Source organism: Caldimicrobium thiodismutans (genome assembly GCF_001548275.1).
Lineage (GTDB): Bacteria > Desulfobacterota > Thermodesulfobacteria > Thermodesulfobacteriales > Thermodesulfobacteriaceae > Caldimicrobium > Caldimicrobium thiodismutans.
Genome location: NZ_AP014945.1, coordinates 1,149,994 through 1,167,619, shown reverse-complemented (window position 1 = coordinate 1,167,619; position 17,626 = coordinate 1,149,994). Strand labels below are relative to the sequence as shown.

The window sequence follows — 17,626 nt, the reverse complement described above, 5'->3', positions numbered from 1 at the left end:
GCTTACCAGTTAGCAAAAGGCTCCTGCCAGGCCTTTTTAAGCTCATCAAGATCTGCTGAGAGGATAAGACTACCTGAAAAGCCCTTTATCTCAAGAACTGGCTCATTTAGGGTCTCCCCTATGAGATAACAGGGCCCCCATCTGAAAAGACTTTCAAAGTCCCTTTGTCTGTCCTTTGGAACTGTTACTACAATTCTTCCGGCACTTTCTGAAAAAAGAAGAAAATCCTCCCTTTTTTCGCCCTCAAAAGGAATGGCTGAAAGGTCAATGAAAAGGCCAAAACCTCCAGAAAAGGCCTTTTCTGCCAAAGCTACTCCCAAGCCCCCGTCGGAAAGATCATGTGCTGAATCAACCAGTCTGGCATATATGGCATCTCTGAGACAGAGATAAATTTTTTTATTAAGCTCAGGATTGGGCCTTGGAACCTTCCCTCCTCTTAGACCCAGGAGATTGAAGTATTCAGAACCTGCAAGCTCTTCCCTCGTCTGTCCAAGGAGGTAAACTAAAGCCCCTGCTCTCTTTATCTCCATTGTCTGAGCAAGCTCTACATTTGGAATCTTTGAAATTAAAGAAAAAAGAAGGGTAGGAGGAATAGATATCTTTAGACTCCCATCAGGCAAAATCACCCCTACCCCATAGGGATTCACCGTAGAGGGGTTAAGGGAAAGAGCCATGTGATAATCATTTTTCATGGAGTCCTTTCCAGAAATAAGAGGGATACTAAAGGCAGTAGTATAGTCATAAAGGGCTTGATTGGCTCTCACGAGCTGGGCAAGTTTATATCTTCCATCGGGTGTCTTTTCACTTTCTACGGGATCACACCAGCAAAAATTATCAAGACCAGCCATAAATTCAGGATCTCCACCAACGGAGACCGAGTTTCTCACAGCCTCATCTATTGCATTGGCTACCATATAATAGGTATCATAGTCTGAAAACTTGGGACAAATTCCATGGGAAATCACAATCCCTGCGTTACTTTGAAGGTCATATCTCAGGACCGCTGCATCACTTGGACCATCTTCTCCTTTTCCACAAAGGGGTTTAATAACACTTCCTCCTTGCACCTCGTGATCGTATTGACGCACAACATATTCTTTGGAGCAGATATTAAAACTTCTAAGTAACCCCTTTAAGAGCTCTTTAAAGTCCTCAGGATAGGGCACATCTACTTTTTCAGGAAGCTCTGGTCTCTTCCATTCTGCTGAGAGTTTTAGCTGAGGCACTCCTTCATGAAGAAACTCAAGGGGTAAAAGCCCAACAGTTTTTCCATCATAGAGAATATGAAAATAGCCAGAATTAGTAAATCTTCCCAGGGGAGTTGAAAGAACACCCATTTTTTCTGAAAGCTTAAGAAATTCCTGAAGTTTTTCAGGAGGCACGGCTACAGTCATTCTCTCCTGACTTTCTGAGACAAGTATTTCCCAGGGTCTAAGCCCGGGATATTTAAGAGGGGCCTTAGAAAGATCAATCTCAGCTCCCCCTGCCTCTTTTGCCATTTCACCTACCGAGGAAGAAAGCCCTCCTGCGCCATTATCCGTAATGGAGGTATAAAGCCCTAAATCTCTTGCCTTAAGGAGAAAATCTATCATTCTCTTCTGGGTAATAGGGTCTCCTATCTGAACAGCCGTGGCAGGAGAACCTTCGTGCAAAGCCTCGGAGGAAAAGGTTGCACCGTGAATACCATCTTTTCCGATTTTTCCTCCTACCATAACAATAATATCCCCAGGGCAGGCCTTCTTTTCCCAGCCTGGTTTTCCCGCCACCTCAAGGGGAATAAGCCCTCCTGTTCCACAATAGACAAGGGGTTTTCCAAGATATCTTGGGTCAAAAACAATGGATCCGTTCACTGTGGGTATTCCACTTTGATTTCCTCCATGCTCAACCCCCTCTCTTACCCCCTCAAAGATTCTCTTGGGATGAAGGATTCGGGGAGGAAGGGGTTTATCCCAATTGGGTGGGGCAAAACAAAAAACATCGGTGTTAAAAATAAGCTTTGCACCCTTACCTGTTCCCAAAGGGTCACGGTTTACTCCCACAATACCAGTTAGAGCCCCTCCATAAGGGTCAAGGGCTGAGGGACTATTATGAGTCTCAACCTTAAAGGCAAGGGCCCACTTATCATCTAATTTAATAACCCCTGCATTATCCACAAAAACCGAAAGACAAAAATCCCTTTCTCCCTTACTCTTGCGAACTTTGTCCGTTGCACCTTTGATATAGGTCTTAAAAAGACTATCTATTTTGGTTTCGGTGCCCTTTTCAAGATCCCTATAATGAATTTCGGCATTAAAGATCTTATGTTTACAGTGCTCAGACCAGGTCTGAGCAAGGCTTTCAAGCTCAACATCTGTTATCTCCCTTGAAAGACCATATTTTTCCCTTAATTTGATAAAATCCTCCTTGGTAAAAAACTTCTGAATGGCCTTCATTTCTTCAAGATTCAGGGCAAGAAGCCTTTCCCTGGATAGTTTAAGTAGTTCATCATCAGAAAAACTTGAAAGATCAAAGGTCTCAACTAAAGGGGGAAAATACTCTGTAACCCTTGGAGCTGGATAATCAAACCATCTCTTTTGGGCCTCAGCAAAGGAAAGGATAAACCATCTTTCAATAAGTTCATTAGCCAGTAAATCCCTGGCAATTCTTTCAATCTCTGCCTTAGTAAGCTCTCCCTTAATTAACAAAAGCTTTGCAAAATAGACCCCTTCTTTTTCAGGAATAAGGTGGCGCTCAAGGATATAGGAAAGAGCTTCCTCAGCAGTTTTTCCTTCATTATCCGTTACTCCAGGACGAAACCCTATTTCTAAAGCCCAATCAAAAGTAATACCAAGTTTTAAATAAAGGGGTTCATTAAGGGAATAGGTCTCAATAACTGGATCTGAAAGAGCGGATTCTGCAAATATCTTAAGGAGATCATCAGTAAAATCCCCTTCCACAAGGTAAACCCTGAAGTAATGAAGATCTTCAAGGTTAAGTGCTAAGTCTCTTTGGATTTTCTTTATAATTTTTTGGGCATGAGTATCATTAAACTCAGGCTTAAGACTGACCTCTATGCGATTAACTCTCATATGTTTAGGAATATACCATTTTATTAGAAGTTGACAACCATAAAAAAGGTATTAAATTTACAAAAAACTTTTTTAGGAGGGAAAGGGTGCCTCAACACAAATCAGCTGAAAAGGAATTAAGACAAAGTGAAAGAAGAAGATTGCGTAATCGCACTTTTAAAAGCCGGGTTAAAACAGAAATCAAAAAATTTTTAAGCCTTCTTGAAAATAATGATCTTGATGCTGCTGAAAGACAATTAAGAGTAGCCCAGAGCCTTTTACAAAAAGGAGTAAGCAAGGGCATTTTTCACAAAAACAAGGCAGGGAATAAGATCTCCGAGCTATTTTCCAAACTTAATCAAGCCAAAATTAAGACCTCAGTTCAGACTGTGGCAGAAGCCTAAGTTAAAGTTTGGGGATGTAGCTCAGAGGGAGAGCGCCGGAATCGCACTCCGGAGGTCGGGGGTTCAAATCCCCTCATCTCCACATCTGATAAAAAAACCCCGACCGAAAAAAAATTAACCGGCCGGGGTTACATAGGATTCTACTGATTAGATATTATTTCATATTTTCCATTTTGAAATTCTATTTTTGCATCTACAAAATAAACCTTAAATCCTGCTTTTTTAAGGGTATTATAGGCCATTTCAGATCTCACACCTGTTGCACAGTAAAGGATGATTTCTTTATCCTTGGGGATTTCATTAAGGCTTCCTTCAAGTTGAGAAAGGGGGATATTTTTAGCGTATTTAAAAGCCCCTGTGGCATATTCATCAGCCTCCCGGACATCAATAATAAAGTATTTGTCTGACATTTCAGGTGAAGCCACAAGTTTTTTAAACTCCTCTACTGGAAAAGATCCTGGCTTGGGTTTAGGAACATATACAATTTCTTTTTTTAGAGCTCCTGCAAGAATCTGCCCTCCTGCCTGTTTCCAAGCAGAGATTCCCCCGGGCAGATAAGCGGTATGCTCATATCCCCAGTTTCTAACTATGTTAAATCCCTTTATAGCAAGTTCATCACTATCTGCATAAACTATAATAGGGGCTTTTTTATGGGTTGGAAATTTGTCTTTATACTTTTCAAGTTCTTTAAGGGGAATATTGATAGCACTAGGGAGATGTTCTTTTTCTGCTACCTTCTTTTCCCTTAAATCAATAAGCACAAAGGGCATATCCTCCTTGAGAAATTTTTTAATGTAATCTGAGGTTATTGCTACAGGAAGCCCGGCTTTTTGCCAAGCAGGAATCCCCTCAATAAAGCCCTTAACATTGGTATAACCAAAACCAGCTGCCCTACGGACAGCCCCAGGAGTAAGGGCTCACCTCGGGCCTTCACAGTAAAATACAATTAGAGCCTTTTTATCCTGGGGAAGCTTATCAAGGTGTTTATCCATATCAGCCATAAAGATATTAATTGAGCTAGGAATGTGACCCTCATCATACTTAGCTTTAGGACGAACATCCACAATTAGGCCTTCTTTATTAGCCCAGATTGTCTTAAGATCTTCAAGACTTATCCTCTGGTCAGGTGGGACACTCATGGGTGGCTTTACACTCACGAGAGTGGCATAATACTTCCCTTCTTTCTGGGTATAGACTATCTTAACGGGAGTTCCCCTTCCAATCTTATTTAAAGGCTGATTCCAGTTGACTACTTTGGTATTATCATCAAATTTAACCTCAATAACCTGGCCTGTGTCAATTTGAATAAGTTCAGCCTTTCCTGATACAGAGACTATATTTCCACGGAACTCAGAAGGAGCTGCCTTATGACAGCCTGCAATTCCACAACTTTTGTGGATACTTGGAAGTTGTGGACTTTGAGAGGAACTAAGCCCCTGCGAAAGTAAAAAGGAACTCCCAAGTAACCCTCCAATTAAACCTAACCTCATAAGGATCTTACTTCCCATAAAAACACCCCCTTAATTAAAATTGTTATAATCTTATCAAGATATTAATGATTTAGTTATGAAAAGTCAAATAAATTTTTTCTATAAGATTAATAGATATTCTTTTATAAATAAGATTCTTCCTCTCTGCCTACCAAATGCCAAAAAAGCAGATGGTCGCATTCTAAAAAGAAAAAAGTGGTAAAAAGATTTTAGGTAGATTTATTTTGGAGTTTAGAAAAGCTAAAGTAAGTTGAGCAATTACGCCAGTTTACCTGCTAAAAAATGCAGATTTCACTTTCAAAAAATTTGGACGCATGCAGATCCTTACAAGAAAAAGGAAGGGTGGTAAAAAAGCTCCTCTTTCCGAAGGGGAATGGGTATGTGGAGAGATTTCATTTGCGTTGCGCCCTAAGAAAAAATCCTATAAAGTCTCAAAAGATATGGACGCATACATACACTTGACGAAAAAGAGTTTTCAAGATATATTAAAAAAGGTATCCCTGATTAAGAATTTTCAATTTAACTTCAATTAGAAGGAGGGAAAAATGAGTTGCATCTTCTGTAGAATTATTAACAAAGAGATCCCAGCCAATCAGATTTATGAAGATGACCTTGTCCTTGCCTTTCACGATATAAACCCTCAGGCTCCCTATCACATTCTGGTTATTCCTAAAAAACATATTTCAACTCTTTTGGAATTAACAGAAGAGGATAAAGTCCTAATTGGACATATCTATGGGGTGATAAATAAAATTGCAAAGGAGCTTGGTTTTGCTGAGAGGGGTTATCGGGTAGTGGTAAATTGCAAAGAAGAGGCTGGGCAAACAGTCTTTCATGTGCATTTTCATGTGCTTGCGGGAAGACCTATGGAATGGCCTCCTGGCTAAACTCTAAACCTCTTCAAAATAGCCCAAACCTGCACAGATTTTACAGAAGACTTTTCCCTCTTTTTCAACCTGTCTTCCATCGCGCACTACTATTCCACAGGCTTCACAGATAACCTTTTGACGAGGCTTCCCGGGAAGATCAACCTCCCTAAGTTTGACTTTTACCTCTTTAACCTCAAAAAGCTCCTCAAGGGGCATTATCTTATAAGCTGAAAGCTCTCTTAAGGCTGGACTTTCAAGGTCAGGAAAATACCTTTTGGCACTCTCTTTTGCCTCCTCCTTTGCTATGACTCTAAAGGCCTTTCCTGTCTCAAGATTTAAAAAAGTTGCTGCCATAATCCCAAAGTCTAAATATTTCATAGTTCTTTTACCAAGAGAGGCTCCGGTAACCGTCTGAATAGCATCTGTTGCACATCTATCAATTTCCACATAGACGAGAAATTTTTTTCTATCTTTTCCATAGGGATCTTTAATTCCAATTAAGTCCAAACCAAGTAAGGCAAGTCTTGCTCCCAGCACCTGACCGGCACAAAGATGTCCGTGTCTTTCCTTGCAGATCTCAAGAAGGGCTTCAAAACTTAGCTCAAAGGGATTAAAATAGCTCATATTAACTTCCTTAAGAAACCTTAGCTCCCGGTGAGACCTCTCTTTCAGGAATAAGAAGAGTAAGCCCCTTTTCATCATGCGAGGCAAGAAGCATACCCTCGGAAATTACTCCACGAATTTTAGCAGGCTTGAGATTCAAGACAAGCACAACCTCCTTTCCCACAAGCTCTTCAGGCTTATAAAATTGAGCTATCCCTGAAACAATTTGTCTTTTTTCAGGACAAAGAACCTCAAGTTTTAACAACTTATCTGTCCCTTCTACCTTTTCAGCAGAGACAATTTTTCCAATCCTGAGATCCCATTTTCTGAACTCCTCAATAGAAAAAAGCTCAATCTTTTCCCCTGTCTGCACTGGTAGGTCCATTATTTTTGCCTCCTCTTCAGGTTCAGATTTACTTGGCTGCTTTTCAAGTCTTGGAAAAAGGGGCTCCCCCTTTTTAACTATAGACCCGGTCTTTGGCAGTGACCAATCAAATATCTCCTTAAAGGAGATTTCTGTCGGATTTAGAGAAAGGTTTTCCAAAAGTTTACTTGAACTTTCTGGTAAAACCGGGCTTAAGGCAAGAGCAAAGCTCCTTATAGCTGAAAGCAGATTTCTCAAGATTGTACCAGCCCGTGACCTTCTCCCCTCCTTCATCTCCTTCCAAGGAGCTGTCCGATCAATATAAACATTGGCAAACCGAATAGCCTGAAAAAGTTCTTCAATAGCCAAATGAAATTGCAGGTTTTCAAAAAGACTAAAATACTTATTTACTGCAGATTCCACCTTTTCTCTCAACTCATAATCTTCAGTTTGCAAACTTTCATAAGGCGGGACCTCTCCCCGGAAGTATTTCTCTACAAGGTTGAGGGTTCTGTAAACGAGATTTCCATAATCATTGGCTAAATCAGCATTATAACGAATAAAAAACTGTTCAAGACTAAATTCAGCATCATAACCAAAGGCCATCTCCCTGAGTAAAAAATATCTCAAGGGGTCATTCCCAAATTGTTTAGAAAGCTCAAGAGGCTCAACTACATTGCCTAAGGACTTGGACATCTTTATCTTGTGTATAAGCCAGTAGCCATGCACATAAAGCTTTTTATAAATGGGGAGCCCAAGGGCCTTGAGGATAATAGGCCAGTAAATGGCATGGGGCTTGAGAATGTCCTTAGCAATAAAGTGATGACTTTCCTTCCAGAGAGCTTTCCAATCGGGATTTTCAGGAAACCCAATCCCTGAGAGATAATTAATCAGGGCATCAAACCAAACATAAGTCACATAGTCCCGGTCAAAGGGTAGTTCAATACCCCAAGCCAGTCTGCTCTTAGGTCTTGATATACAAAGGGGAGGAAGGGGCTCATCCAGAAGATTTAGCACCTCCTCTTTGTAAAAGGAGGGATAAATTAAGTCTTCCTGCTGAAGGTAATCTCTGAGCCAAGGACGATATTTCTCCAGATTGAAGAAATAATTCTTTTCCCTAAGCCACACAGGTGCCCTCTGGTGGTCCCTACAATATCCCCTTTCATCAAGCTCCTTAGAGGTTAAAAACCTCTCACATCCAAAGCAATAAGCCCCCTCATACTCATCAAGGTAAAACTCCCCTTTTTCATAAAGGGTCTGGAGGATATATTGAACAGTTTTTTTATGCTCAAGGTCTGTGGTGCGAATAAAATGATTATAGGTTAAACCAAGGGCGTTCCAGGTTTTTTTAAAGGCTCCTGCTACATCATCTACAAATTCCTTCGGGCTCTTACCCCTTTCCTGAGCCGCCTTGACAATTTTATCTCCATGCTCATCAGTGCCAGTTAAAAAAAAGACCTCATATCCTTTCTGGCGATAAAATCTGGCTAAGGCATCGGCAACTATAGTGGTATAGGCATGTCCAAGATGAGGATAGCTATTTACATAGTAAATGGGCGTAGTAAGATAGATTTTTACCCCTGCCACTCCTTTACTCCTTCTTCAGAGTCATCAGTCTCCATAATAATATAATTTTTCAGTTCTGTAATGGGAACTGTGTAAAAGCCTCCCTCTTCGCTTTCAAGGGTAGCTGTAGCTTGAAAAAAATTGTATTTAATTACCCTGAAGTTTCTCCCCGAGAGACTTATCTTACTTCCTGCCCTGGGAAGATCAGATAGAAACTCTTGATAAAGAGCTTCTTCATAGGAGAGACAGCAGAGTAATCTTCCACAGGGTCCTGATATCTTATTAGGATCAAGAATTAGACCCTGATCCTTGGCCATTTTAATTGAAAGAGAGGCAAAATTTTTTAAAAACTGGGCACAGCAAAACTCCTTTCCACAGATTCCAAGGCCTCCAATTAAAGCGGTCTCGTTCCTTACCCCAATCTGGCGCATCTCTATCCTCATTCTGAGAGCCCTGGCAAGTTGTTTCACGAGCTCTCTAAAGTCAATACGGCCTTCAGCTGTATAATAAAAGATAATCTTACTCTTATCAAAATAACACTCCACATCTACCAAATTCATCTCAAGGGCAAGCTCCTTTGCAAAGGTCTCACAGAGTTCCTTACCTTTTGCCTCAAGCTCACGCCTCTTTTCAAAAGCAGAAATTTCCTTAGGGTTGGCCTTGCGTAAAACTACAGGAAGATCTTTCAAATCAAAGGGAAAGCGATAGCAATAATCTTTTATTATAAACACCTCCTTTCTTCCTTCAGGAAACTCAACCAAGACAAAGGACCCCCGGCTAACAGGCTTTGTAAGTTTAAGAATTCTGTCGGGTCTATCAGGTTTTAAGACCCCAAAGGCAAGATAGATCTCCCTATTTTCCTCTTCCATGAATTATCCTCCAATGGCTCTCATTGGCCTTTGTGTAGGCTTTAGAAGCCTTTTTTCAGGTTTTCTTTGTAAAGCAAGGAAAAAAGCCTCTTTAAGAGACCCCTTACCCCCCCTTAAATAATCCTTCAAATTTATTTCTTCATCTGAAAAAAGACAAGTCCTGAGCATGCCATTGGCAGTAATTCTGAAGCGATTACATTTATTACAAAAATGCTCACTGAGGGGAGAGATAAATCCAAGCTTTCCGACAGCATCCTTCCACTTAAAAACCCGCGCTGGCCCTCCTCCAAAGGAGGATACAGGTTCAAGGGGGAAAAAGGTTTCTAAGATTTTCTTAATCTCGCTTATAGATACGACATTTTCTTCATTCCAGAGCACACTCCCCCCAATTGGCATAAACTCTATAAACCTTATCTCCCAGGGATACCTCAAAGTCAACTTAGCCATATCAATAATCTCATCATCATTCAGACCCCTGATTACTACCATGTTAATCTTTAAGGGTTCAAAACCTACCTCCAGGGCCTTTAATACTCCTTTCCAGATTTTATCAAAACTAAATCCACCGGTAATCTTTTCAAACTTTTCTTCTTTAAGGGTATCAAGACTTATATTCAATCTTTTAAGGCCTGCCCTTTTTAGAATTTCAGCCTTTTCCAAAAGAAGGTATCCATTGGTAGTTAGACTCAAATCCTGAAGTCCCTCTATTTTTGATAATCTTTCCACTAAGCCCTCAATACCCTTTCTACCTAAGGGTTCCCCCCCTGTAAGCCTGACTCTTTTTACTCCAAGTTCAACTGCTGTTCTTACCACCTCTTCGATCTCCTCATAGGTAAGAAGCTCTTCATGAGGGATAAATTTAATAGGTTCTCTACTCTGGCAATAAATACATCTAAAATTACATCTATCTGTTACAGAAATCCTAAGATATTCAATTTTTCTTCCGTAATTATCAATGAGCACGAAGTCTATCCTTATAAAGGGCTCTTGCCCGATTAAAATATTCAAGGGTCATCTTTTCTTTATAATCTGGATAGGTCCAGGGTAAACTTTGAAAGCCTCCGCTTCTGTAAATAAGAGTTACCTCAGCAAAAACAGACCTTCCCAAATAGATCCTATGCGCATAATCCTTGAAGGTAGCAAGGACAACCTTGGATAGGGTAAGATATCCAGGGTCAAGATTAAGGTTTCTCTTTCCATCCAAATCCGCTGTTTCTCTCTCTAAGCTATAACAGATATGTTTTAGCTCAACCAAAAACTCAGGTTCCTTAAGATATTCAAAGAAGTAAAAGGTCTTCCAAAGGGGACTACCCATCTCTTCTATATAATAGTCCGTAAATTTAGAAAAATCAAAAGTCTGACTCTGAAGAAGCACCATTCCAAGATCTTTTTCTAAGATATCTTTTATCCTTTTAAAAGAGTTATATTCTCTTTCCATAAGGGCAATGAAAAAAAGAACAGGCTCAACCTTTTTAGGATGACTCATTAGTTATAGATATAGCTTCTTCTGGTAACATAACAGGGATATCTTCAAAGATGGGATAGAGAAGTCTACACTTTTTACAAAAAAAACCCTTTATCCCTTGAGATCTATCCTCTTTATACTCCAGATCTCCTTTACACTGGGGACAGGCAAGCACCTCAAGATAGGCATCAATTCTTTCCCTTTGCATGTTTTTATTGTAATCCTAAAAGGAAATTACGCAATTTTTCCCAACAGCTTTGGCTCTATAAAGGGCAAGATCTACCCTTTTAAGGATATCATCAATAGATTCACCCTTAATATACTCAACCACTCCAAAACTTGCAGAAACATCTTCAACAGGAGGCACCTTCAAACCACAAATAAGGTTTTTCAACTTTTCTGCAACCTTTAAGGCTTGAGGAAGATTGGTATTTCTAAGTAAAATCAAAAACTCCTCACCTCCCCATCTTGCTGAAACATCTGTTTTACGCAATTTTTCTTTGAGAAGATTGGATATGGAATTAAGCACCCTATCTCCTATATCATGTCCATAAATATCATTAATCGTCTTAAAGTTATCAAGATCCATAAGGATGAGACTCAAGGGAACCCCATACCTATCTGCAATTGCCTTTTCTCTTTTCAAAGCCTCGTCCATAAATCTGCGATTATAAAGACCTGTCAGGTGATCTGTCATGGCAGCTTCAAGCAAGCGTTTTTCAAGCTCTTTTCTCTCAGTTATATCTATAAAGGTAATAACCACAAAGTCCTTTTCCTCTTTCAACCTTAGTAGTGTAACATTCAGATGGGCAAAAAATTCCCCTCCATCCTTTCTTTTAAGGAGGGCATCAAATTCACATTGACCACCAGCTAAAATTTTTTCAAAAGCACAGCCCTCCTGAGAAAGTAGAGCAAAGAGAAATTCATGAGGTTTTTTCCCAAGAAGCTCCTCCTTCTTATATCCTGTTAATGACAAAGCTTTTTGGTTAACTAATTTAATCCTTTTCTCCGTATCAATTATAATAAGGGCGCACACTAAATTATCCAGAAGGGTAAAAAAGCTATTCAGATCAAAAAGATCTTCTACAGTATGGGCTTCAGACATTCTTTAAGGAATGTAATATATCCTTTTAGTTCTGTTAATAAAACTAATAGATCATCTTTATTATAATCCTTTGCTGAAAAAAGCAAGTTCTTAAGTCTTAAGAGATATTCCCTTTCAGAGTCAGAGAGAGTTGGAAGTATTCTTTTGAAGAGTTCCTCTGAGGAGAGAGGTTTTTCTGGGGGTGAGAGAATAGTTAAGGCATGGAGAGCCTTTAGTCCCTGAAGAAAGACCTCCTGAAGGGCTTTAATGGATAAAACCCTCTGACCGGACATCAATTCCTTAAAAAGGGATTCGGCATATTGAAAGTGGGTGCGAGCACGAATAAAATAGACCATCTAAGTCTCTTTTTTAAAAACCCCTTCCCCCCATTTTTTATAAAAGTGTCTGCTTAGAATTTCATCAGCCTTTTCACAGATCTCAAAGAGAAGATCTATCATATCCAGCATCTCAGCCTGTCCGTCTGGAGGTCTCATCTCCATATCTTCAATAAAGGCTCCGCTTTCCAGGTATTCTTTAAACTCCTGTAACTTCTTGAGGGTTAACATTAAGACGCCCTTTCTAAATATTCACCAGTTCGTGTATCAACCTTGATCACATCTCCTTCCTTTACAAAAAGAGGGACCTGAATCACTGCTCCAGTCTCTAAGGTTGCTGGTTTTGTAACTGCACTAACGGTGTCTCCCTTAATACCGGGTTCTGTGTGGACTACCTTAAGCTCAACTGTCTTCGGTAACTCAATTCCAATTACCCTTCCCTTGTAATAAAGAACCTTTACCTGAAGATTTTCTACCAGAAATTTAGCAGCCTCTCCAACCTCTGCTTCTGTGACATAAATCTGATCATAATCTTCAAGATCCATAAAAACAAATCTATCTCCTTCCCTATAGAGATATTGGATTTCCTTTTCCTGAAGATCAGGTTTTTCAAATTTTTCTCCAGAGCGAAAGTTCACTTCAAAAACCCTTCCAGTGGTAAGATCTCTAAGTCTTGTGCGAACTGTGGCCTGCCCTTGAGCCACCTTAGAATGCTGAAAATCAATTACTTCATAGGGTTTTCCTTCCCATTCAATCTTAAGTCCCCGTCTGAAATCAGAAGTTGTGTAAGCCATTGCATATCCTCCTTTAAGATTCTTTTTCAAGGTAAGAGGGAAGAGGAGTAGCCCAGGCCTCTTCATCAAAGTAAAGCTCCTCTAAATCCTTAGGAGGAGTAATCTCAAGTAAATGAGGACCCTCAACTACCTCAAAACGTATAAAACAGGACTTATACCAGTCTACCTCGGGGAGATCAAGGTCAAATTCCTTCATAATCCTGTAGGTTCTATAGAAATCCTCCCAGGCATTTTCCTCCTCAGGATAGGTAGTAAAATCTCTAAGTATATCTGTGATAACAAACCCTGAGTCAAGCAGAAAGCTTTGGAATTCTCGCCACTTCTCCAAAGAGGCCTCCCGATGGGTAAACCCCATATATCCAGCTGAACCAGGTCCTTTTAGACTACTTATACAGCGTGCAACAAAAAGTTTTAACCCCTTTTTTGTCTCCACCGGATCCGTTACAAAGATATCAAAACTCCCTTTCAAATCCTCAGGAAGACTTTCAATCACATTGTAGTTATACACCTCAAGATTTTTAAACCCAATTTTTTTAACTGTTTCTTTTATGAAGGTGTTAATTCTCTCATCAATTTCTACCACAACCACCCTTTTAGGGAGCCCTGTCAGGGCCATGGCCAGAGAAATAAGATCGTCATCCCCCAAAATAAATACCTCTGCATCCTCAAGATCTCCCCTTAAATAAATAAAGGCGGTTCTCTTAAGGGTATCCTCGGGTCGGATAAAACCCTGATCATAATCACTGGTAGGAAGAGGTCTATCCTGCGTGAGAGCTTTAAAATCTTCTAAAAGGATCCTCCAAAAGGGATCGTTATCAAAGGGTTTGCAGAAAAGACAGCCTGGATCAGAAAATTTCTTAATATCAGGAAGATTTTTTTTTAGTTTAAAAAGGGGTTTATCGTAAATAATTTTGCCTTCATCAAGAAGATCTTTGAGGGCCTCTAAAAAAAGAGAAAGATGGGCGTCTTGGAAATTGATAAGTTCCCAAAAGGTAGATGGCTTTTTGACAAGTATCCTTAATATCTGTTTTTTTATGCGTTCTAAATTTTTCACCTAAATACCTCATATAGATTTTAAAGGAGGAAGAAAATTTCTATTGAAAAGTTGCGGGGGTGGGATTTGAACCCACGGCCTCCGGGTTATGAGCCCGACGAGCTACCAGGCTGCTCTACCCCGCGTCCTTTTAAAGATCTGCTTAAAATATAATCAGTTTTTAATACTTGTCAACCCTCTGTATAAGTCCATATCTTTTGAGACTTGAAATCTGCCTCTTTTGGTAGACAAAATGATTATCCTCTTATCACATTTTACAATATTTTGCACCCTTTTCCGCCATTCCTTCTTCTTGTAAGGATCTGAACTTATGCCTTTTTTACCTCTTAAAAGGTCTTTTTTATTAAATATACTAATGAGTATTGAACTTTTATTTAAAGAACTTATATTAAATAAAAACACTTTTGAGGAGGTGTGGTATGTGTGTGAGACCCGGCACTCAAGCTCCAGAGTTTGAGACTCAGGCCTATTTTAGGGATGGAGGTATTAAACCTGTTAAGCTTTCCGATTACAAAGGCAAATGGCTGGTTCTTTTCTTTTATCCAGCTGACTTTACCTTTGTCTGACCCACAGAAATGGCAGCAGTTGCTGCCAAGGCTGAAGATCTGAAAAGATTGAACACCGAACTTCTGGCTATTAGCATTGATACGGTCTTTGTTCATAAGGTCTGGCAGGAAACAGAACTCTCTAAACTCATTCCAGGAGGATTCCCCTTCCCCATGGCTTCAGACCTGGGAGGGAAAATTGGAACCCTTTATGGTGTTTATGATGAAAAAATAGGTATTAATTTAAGAGGAACCTTCCTCATAGATCCTGATGGAATAATTAGAATTAGCCACATTTACGATGCCCCGGTGGGAAGAAATTTTGATGAGCTTGTAAGAATGATTGAGGCAGCACAGCACATTAGGGCAACAGGTGGGGCTGAGGCCTGTCCTGCTAACTGGAGACCAGGAAAAACCACTCTTAAACCCTCACCCGAGCTTGCTGGAAAAGTAGCTGATACCTGGAATCCTTCTGAACTTGATAACTAAGGAAGATCTTTGGGGGTTATCCCCCCTTTTTTCTCATTTTAAAAATTTACCCTTGACTACATTCTTAAATTTCTATACAATTTTTAATCAAATAATTCCTTTAAAAGGAGGGGGGGTATGTATCCAATATGGGAAGTGCCCTATTTAAGTTCAGCTTTAGTTATAGGGCTTATTGCCTCTTTTCATGTTTTGCCTTCCCATCTTGCAGTTGCAGCTCTATGGGTAACAGTTTTCATAGAGAAGCTTGCCTACGCACGGAATCGGCTTGATTACCTTGATTTTGTCAAACGCTTTACCCTTTTACTTTTAATCTTCAGCTTCATCTTTGGTTCCCTTTCAGGAATTGGTATCTGGTATTCTGCAACTGTCTCAAGTCCAAGGGGAATATCAGGGCTGATTCACAACTATGTCTGGGGTTGGGCAACAGAATGGGTCTTTTTCCTTATTGAGATTGCAACCATCTATGCTTACTATTATACCCTTGGAAAAGTTGATCCAAAAACTCATATCCGCATAGGTTATCTTTATGCCATTGCAGCCTGGATCAGCATGATTATTATCACGGGAATTCTTGCCTTTATGTTAACCCCTGGAAAATGGCTTGAAACAGGTGACTTCTTTGATGGTTTCTTCAATCCTACATATTTTCCTCAACTTTTTGCAAGAACTTTCTTGATGTTTGGGGTTGCAGGAATTTACGGTCTTGTTATTACCTCCACCCTTAAAGAAAATACCAAATCAGATCTTACCAAAATTATCTCACGAATTTCCCTTGTTGGAATGATTCTGGGAGGTCTTTTTATTATATGGTATTCTTCTAAACTTCCCCAAAATATGAAAGATATTTACAGCGGTCTTCCCTATCTGGTTAAACTTGGAAAGTATGCTTTGGCAAGTTACCTGATTTTGAGTTTTTATTTTATCCTTACAGGTTTTTTGATCCCAAGGCTTAATAATTTTTTACTTTCTTTTCTTATGATTATTATTGCCTTCCTTGGAATTCTTTGTGCCGAGGGAATTAGAGAGGGATTGAGAAGACCCTATATTATCAATTATTTCATGTATGGACATCAAGTTGTAGCAAAGGATCTTCCTGCCAAAAATATCAAAGCAGAAATAGAAATAATTCAAAAAGAGGGGCTTCTTCCAAGACTTGGTTATTTACCTGAATCCCTGAGAAAAATTACCCCAGAAAATCGTTTGGAAGTAGGAAGAATCATTGCCCTTCACAATTGTGCCAATTGTCATGCTTTTACGCAAAAGGGAATAAGACCTCTTCCTGCACTTTTTGGCAAACTTTCTCCTCAGAGTCCTGAGGATATTGATGCCTTTCTTTCTGCCCTTGGTTCCTTTCCATATATGCCACCCTTTGCTGGCAATGATGAAGAAAGAAAAGTGGCTGCAGAATATCTTTTTACCTTAATTAAAAAATAAGGAGGTAAGCCATGGCTATAGGAGAATATATCAAAGCAATGAGAGATGTTGCAGGGCTTCCTTCTCCACCCATTGTTTTTGATTTTTTTCTTGTTTTAACCTTTGCCCTTCACATTTTACTTGTCAATCTTGTTATTGGATCCCTTGCTCTTATTATCTGGGGAAAAATAAAAAATGAAGATTACTGGATAAAACTTTCTTCTTCCCTTTCAAGACTTGTGGTAAATTCAATTTCCTGGGCCATTGTTCTTGGAGTTGCTCCTTTACTTTTTATTCAGGTCATTTATGATCCTTTCTGGTATACTGCCAATACCCTTTCTGCGGTCTGGGCTCTTGCTTTTCTTGCCTTCATTGCCCTTGCCTTTGTTTTTGCCTATTTCTTTTACCTTGGAGGTGGTTATAAAGGAAGAGGGCAAATTATCTGGCCAATACTTTCTCTTGCATTGCTCCTTTTTGCAGGAATAGTTATGCATTCTCTTGCAGTTACCCAGCTATATCCAGAAAAATGGCCAAACTTTGCAACCCTTAACCATACCTATATCTCAAGTGGAAAATATCTCCATGGTTTTGAAATCTTTAGATTCCTGCATTTTATGTTCCCTGCTCTTGCAGTAACCGGAGTATGGCTGATTTTCTATTCCAGATATTTTAGAAGAAAGTATGATTCTAACTATCTTAATTGGGTAGAAAGACTTGGTGCCAAGCTTGTTCTTATTTTTTCCCTTCTTCAAGCTGTGTCTGGATTTCTCTGGTTGATTACTCTCCCGAAGGATCTCAATTTCATGACCAATCCCTATTTTATTTTGGCCCTTATTGTGGCTCTTTTATTTATTGCTTTTCTTTTTTATATTCAGAAAAATCCCTCCCGGTATGCGGTTTCAACAGCCTTGTTCCTCGGTATAACCGTGCTTGTGATGAGTTTGGCCCGTGAGGTCCTGAGAATGAGTTATTTTAAAGGGGTTGGATATACTTTTGCTGATTATCCTGTAAATCTTTCCTTAGGATCCCTTGTTCTCTTCTTACTTACCTTTCTTATGGGCTTAATAGTTCTCTATTATACAGCCTTAGTTGCTTATAGAGCAGGGAAAGGTATAAAAGAGGTTGGTGCTCAAGGGCTTGGAAAGTTCTCCGTTATTCTTATGTGGCTCTGGATTGTGATAATGGTTATCCTTGGAGTTTACATATCCCTTAAAAACGGAGCCCTCTTCTAAATA

The 17,626-nt window shown here is 39.6% G+C and carries 20 protein-coding genes and 2 tRNA genes; 7 read left to right on the top strand and 15 right to left on the bottom strand.

Translation table 11 applies throughout. The features are described 5' to 3' along the window. Positions 1-2: 2 nt before the first annotated feature. On the bottom strand, positions 3-3,068 hold the full coding sequence (locus THC_RS05770; protein ID WP_068514627.1) for an AIR synthase-related protein: 3,066 nt from the start codon (positions 3,066-3,068) through the stop codon (positions 3-5). 86 nt (positions 3,069-3,154) lie between these two features. Between THC_RS05770 and rpsT the strand changes: the two genes are divergently transcribed. Next, positions 3,155-3,451, top strand: coding sequence for a 30S ribosomal protein S20 (gene rpsT / locus THC_RS05765; RefSeq protein ID WP_068514625.1), 297 nt, complete (start codon positions 3,155-3,157; stop codon positions 3,449-3,451). A gap of 10 nt (positions 3,452-3,461) precedes the next feature. Next, a tRNA-Ala gene (locus THC_RS05760) sits at positions 3,462-3,533 on the top strand. Positions 3,534-3,591: 58 nt separating this feature from the next. Here the strand turns inward: THC_RS05760 and THC_RS09495 are convergent. After that, positions 3,592-4,245, bottom strand: a complete 654-nt coding sequence (locus THC_RS09495; protein WP_331709002.1) for a rhodanese-like domain-containing protein — start codon at positions 4,243-4,245, stop codon at positions 3,592-3,594. Positions 4,246-4,368: 123 nt separating this feature from the next. Further along, the gene (locus THC_RS09490) at positions 4,369-4,959 is read right to left on the bottom strand and encodes a rhodanese-like domain-containing protein (protein ID WP_068514621.1); all 591 of its coding nucleotides are present in this window, start codon (positions 4,957-4,959) and stop codon (positions 4,369-4,371) included. Between the two features lie 296 nt (positions 4,960-5,255). On the opposite strand from THC_RS09490, the gene THC_RS09610 reads away from it, so the two are divergent. Next, positions 5,256-5,474, top strand: a complete 219-nt coding sequence (locus THC_RS09610; RefSeq protein WP_068514617.1) for a hypothetical protein — start codon at positions 5,256-5,258, stop codon at positions 5,472-5,474. 12 nt (positions 5,475-5,486) lie between these two features. Next, positions 5,487-5,828, top strand: coding sequence for a histidine triad nucleotide-binding protein (locus THC_RS05740; RefSeq protein ID WP_068514615.1), 342 nt, complete (start codon positions 5,487-5,489; stop codon positions 5,826-5,828). Between the two features lie 3 nt (positions 5,829-5,831). On the opposite strand, the gene THC_RS05735 is transcribed toward THC_RS05740, so the two are convergent. The 12 genes from THC_RS05735 to THC_RS05680 all read right to left on the bottom strand — a co-directional run bounded on the left by THC_RS05735 (position 5,832) and on the right by THC_RS05680 (position 14,069). Then, on the bottom strand, positions 5,832-6,434 hold the full coding sequence (locus tag THC_RS05735) for an FmdE family protein (protein ID WP_068514612.1): 603 nt from the start codon (positions 6,432-6,434) through the stop codon (positions 5,832-5,834). Positions 6,435-6,444: 10 nt separating this feature from the next. Continuing rightward, positions 6,445-8,364, bottom strand: a complete 1,920-nt coding sequence (metG, locus tag THC_RS05730) for a methionine--tRNA ligase (RefSeq protein WP_068514609.1) — start codon at positions 8,362-8,364, stop codon at positions 6,445-6,447. Beyond that, a complete protein-coding gene (locus tag THC_RS05725; protein WP_068514607.1) occupies positions 8,352-9,212 on the bottom strand; it encodes a PSP1 domain-containing protein in 861 nt (286 codons plus the stop codon). Before THC_RS05725 ends, metG begins: the two co-directional genes overlap by 13 nt. Before the next feature lie 3 nt (positions 9,213-9,215). Next, positions 9,216-10,175 carry a GTP 3',8-cyclase MoaA gene (gene moaA, locus THC_RS05720; protein WP_068514604.1) on the bottom strand — a complete coding sequence of 320 codons (960 nt, stop codon included), beginning with the start codon at positions 10,173-10,175 and terminating at the stop codon, positions 9,216-9,218. Then, positions 10,165-10,698, bottom strand: coding sequence for a DUF4416 family protein (locus tag THC_RS05715; RefSeq protein WP_068514601.1), 534 nt, complete (start codon positions 10,696-10,698; stop codon positions 10,165-10,167). The genes moaA and THC_RS05715 overlap by 11 nt, the downstream gene beginning before the upstream one ends. Further along, positions 10,685-10,885 (bottom strand): Trm112 family protein, encoded by a 201-nt coding sequence (locus THC_RS05710; RefSeq protein ID WP_068514598.1) that lies wholly within the window; start codon positions 10,883-10,885, stop codon positions 10,685-10,687. The genes THC_RS05715 and THC_RS05710 overlap by 14 nt, the downstream gene beginning before the upstream one ends. 15 nt (positions 10,886-10,900) lie before the next feature. After that, positions 10,901-11,782: a sensor domain-containing diguanylate cyclase gene (locus THC_RS05705; protein ID WP_068514594.1), complete on the bottom strand. Its 882-nt coding sequence runs from the start codon at positions 11,780-11,782 to the stop codon at positions 10,901-10,903. Continuing rightward, the gene (locus tag THC_RS05700) at positions 11,761-12,117 is read right to left on the bottom strand and encodes a hypothetical protein (protein ID WP_068514589.1); all 357 of its coding nucleotides are present in this window, start codon (positions 12,115-12,117) and stop codon (positions 11,761-11,763) included. The genes THC_RS05705 and THC_RS05700 overlap by 22 nt, the downstream gene beginning before the upstream one ends. Continuing rightward, entirely contained in the window at positions 12,118-12,327 is a 210-nt protein-coding gene (locus THC_RS05695) for a hypothetical protein (RefSeq protein ID WP_068514587.1), read from the bottom strand. Then, a complete protein-coding gene (efp, locus tag THC_RS05690) occupies positions 12,327-12,890 on the bottom strand; it encodes an elongation factor P (RefSeq protein WP_068516673.1) in 564 nt (187 codons plus the stop codon). Before efp ends, THC_RS05695 begins: the two co-directional genes overlap by 1 nt. 13 nt (positions 12,891-12,903) lie before the next feature. Then, positions 12,904-13,944 carry a bis-aminopropyl spermidine synthase family protein gene (locus THC_RS05685; RefSeq protein WP_068514585.1) on the bottom strand — a complete coding sequence of 347 codons (1,041 nt, stop codon included), beginning with the start codon at positions 13,942-13,944 and terminating at the stop codon, positions 12,904-12,906. A 51-nt stretch (positions 13,945-13,995) separates the two neighbouring features. Then, a tRNA-Met gene (locus tag THC_RS05680) sits at positions 13,996-14,069 on the bottom strand. A gap of 294 nt (positions 14,070-14,363) precedes the next feature. Between THC_RS05680 and prxU the strand changes: the two genes are divergently transcribed. The 3 genes from prxU to THC_RS05660 all read left to right on the top strand — a co-directional run bounded on the left by prxU (position 14,364) and on the right by THC_RS05660 (position 17,623). Beyond that, complete coding sequence (prxU, locus tag THC_RS05670) at positions 14,364-14,978, top strand: thioredoxin-dependent peroxiredoxin (RefSeq protein WP_082706331.1); 615 nt, start codon at positions 14,364-14,366, stop codon at positions 14,976-14,978. Positions 14,979-15,095: 117 nt separating this feature from the next. Next, positions 15,096-16,412: a cytochrome ubiquinol oxidase subunit I gene (locus THC_RS05665; RefSeq protein WP_068514577.1), complete on the top strand. Its 1,317-nt coding sequence runs from the start codon at positions 15,096-15,098 to the stop codon at positions 16,410-16,412. 11 nt (positions 16,413-16,423) lie between these two features. Then, the gene (locus THC_RS05660) at positions 16,424-17,623 is read left to right on the top strand and encodes a hypothetical protein (RefSeq protein ID WP_068514574.1); all 1,200 of its coding nucleotides are present in this window, start codon (positions 16,424-16,426) and stop codon (positions 17,621-17,623) included. Positions 17,624-17,626 lie beyond the last annotated feature (3 nt).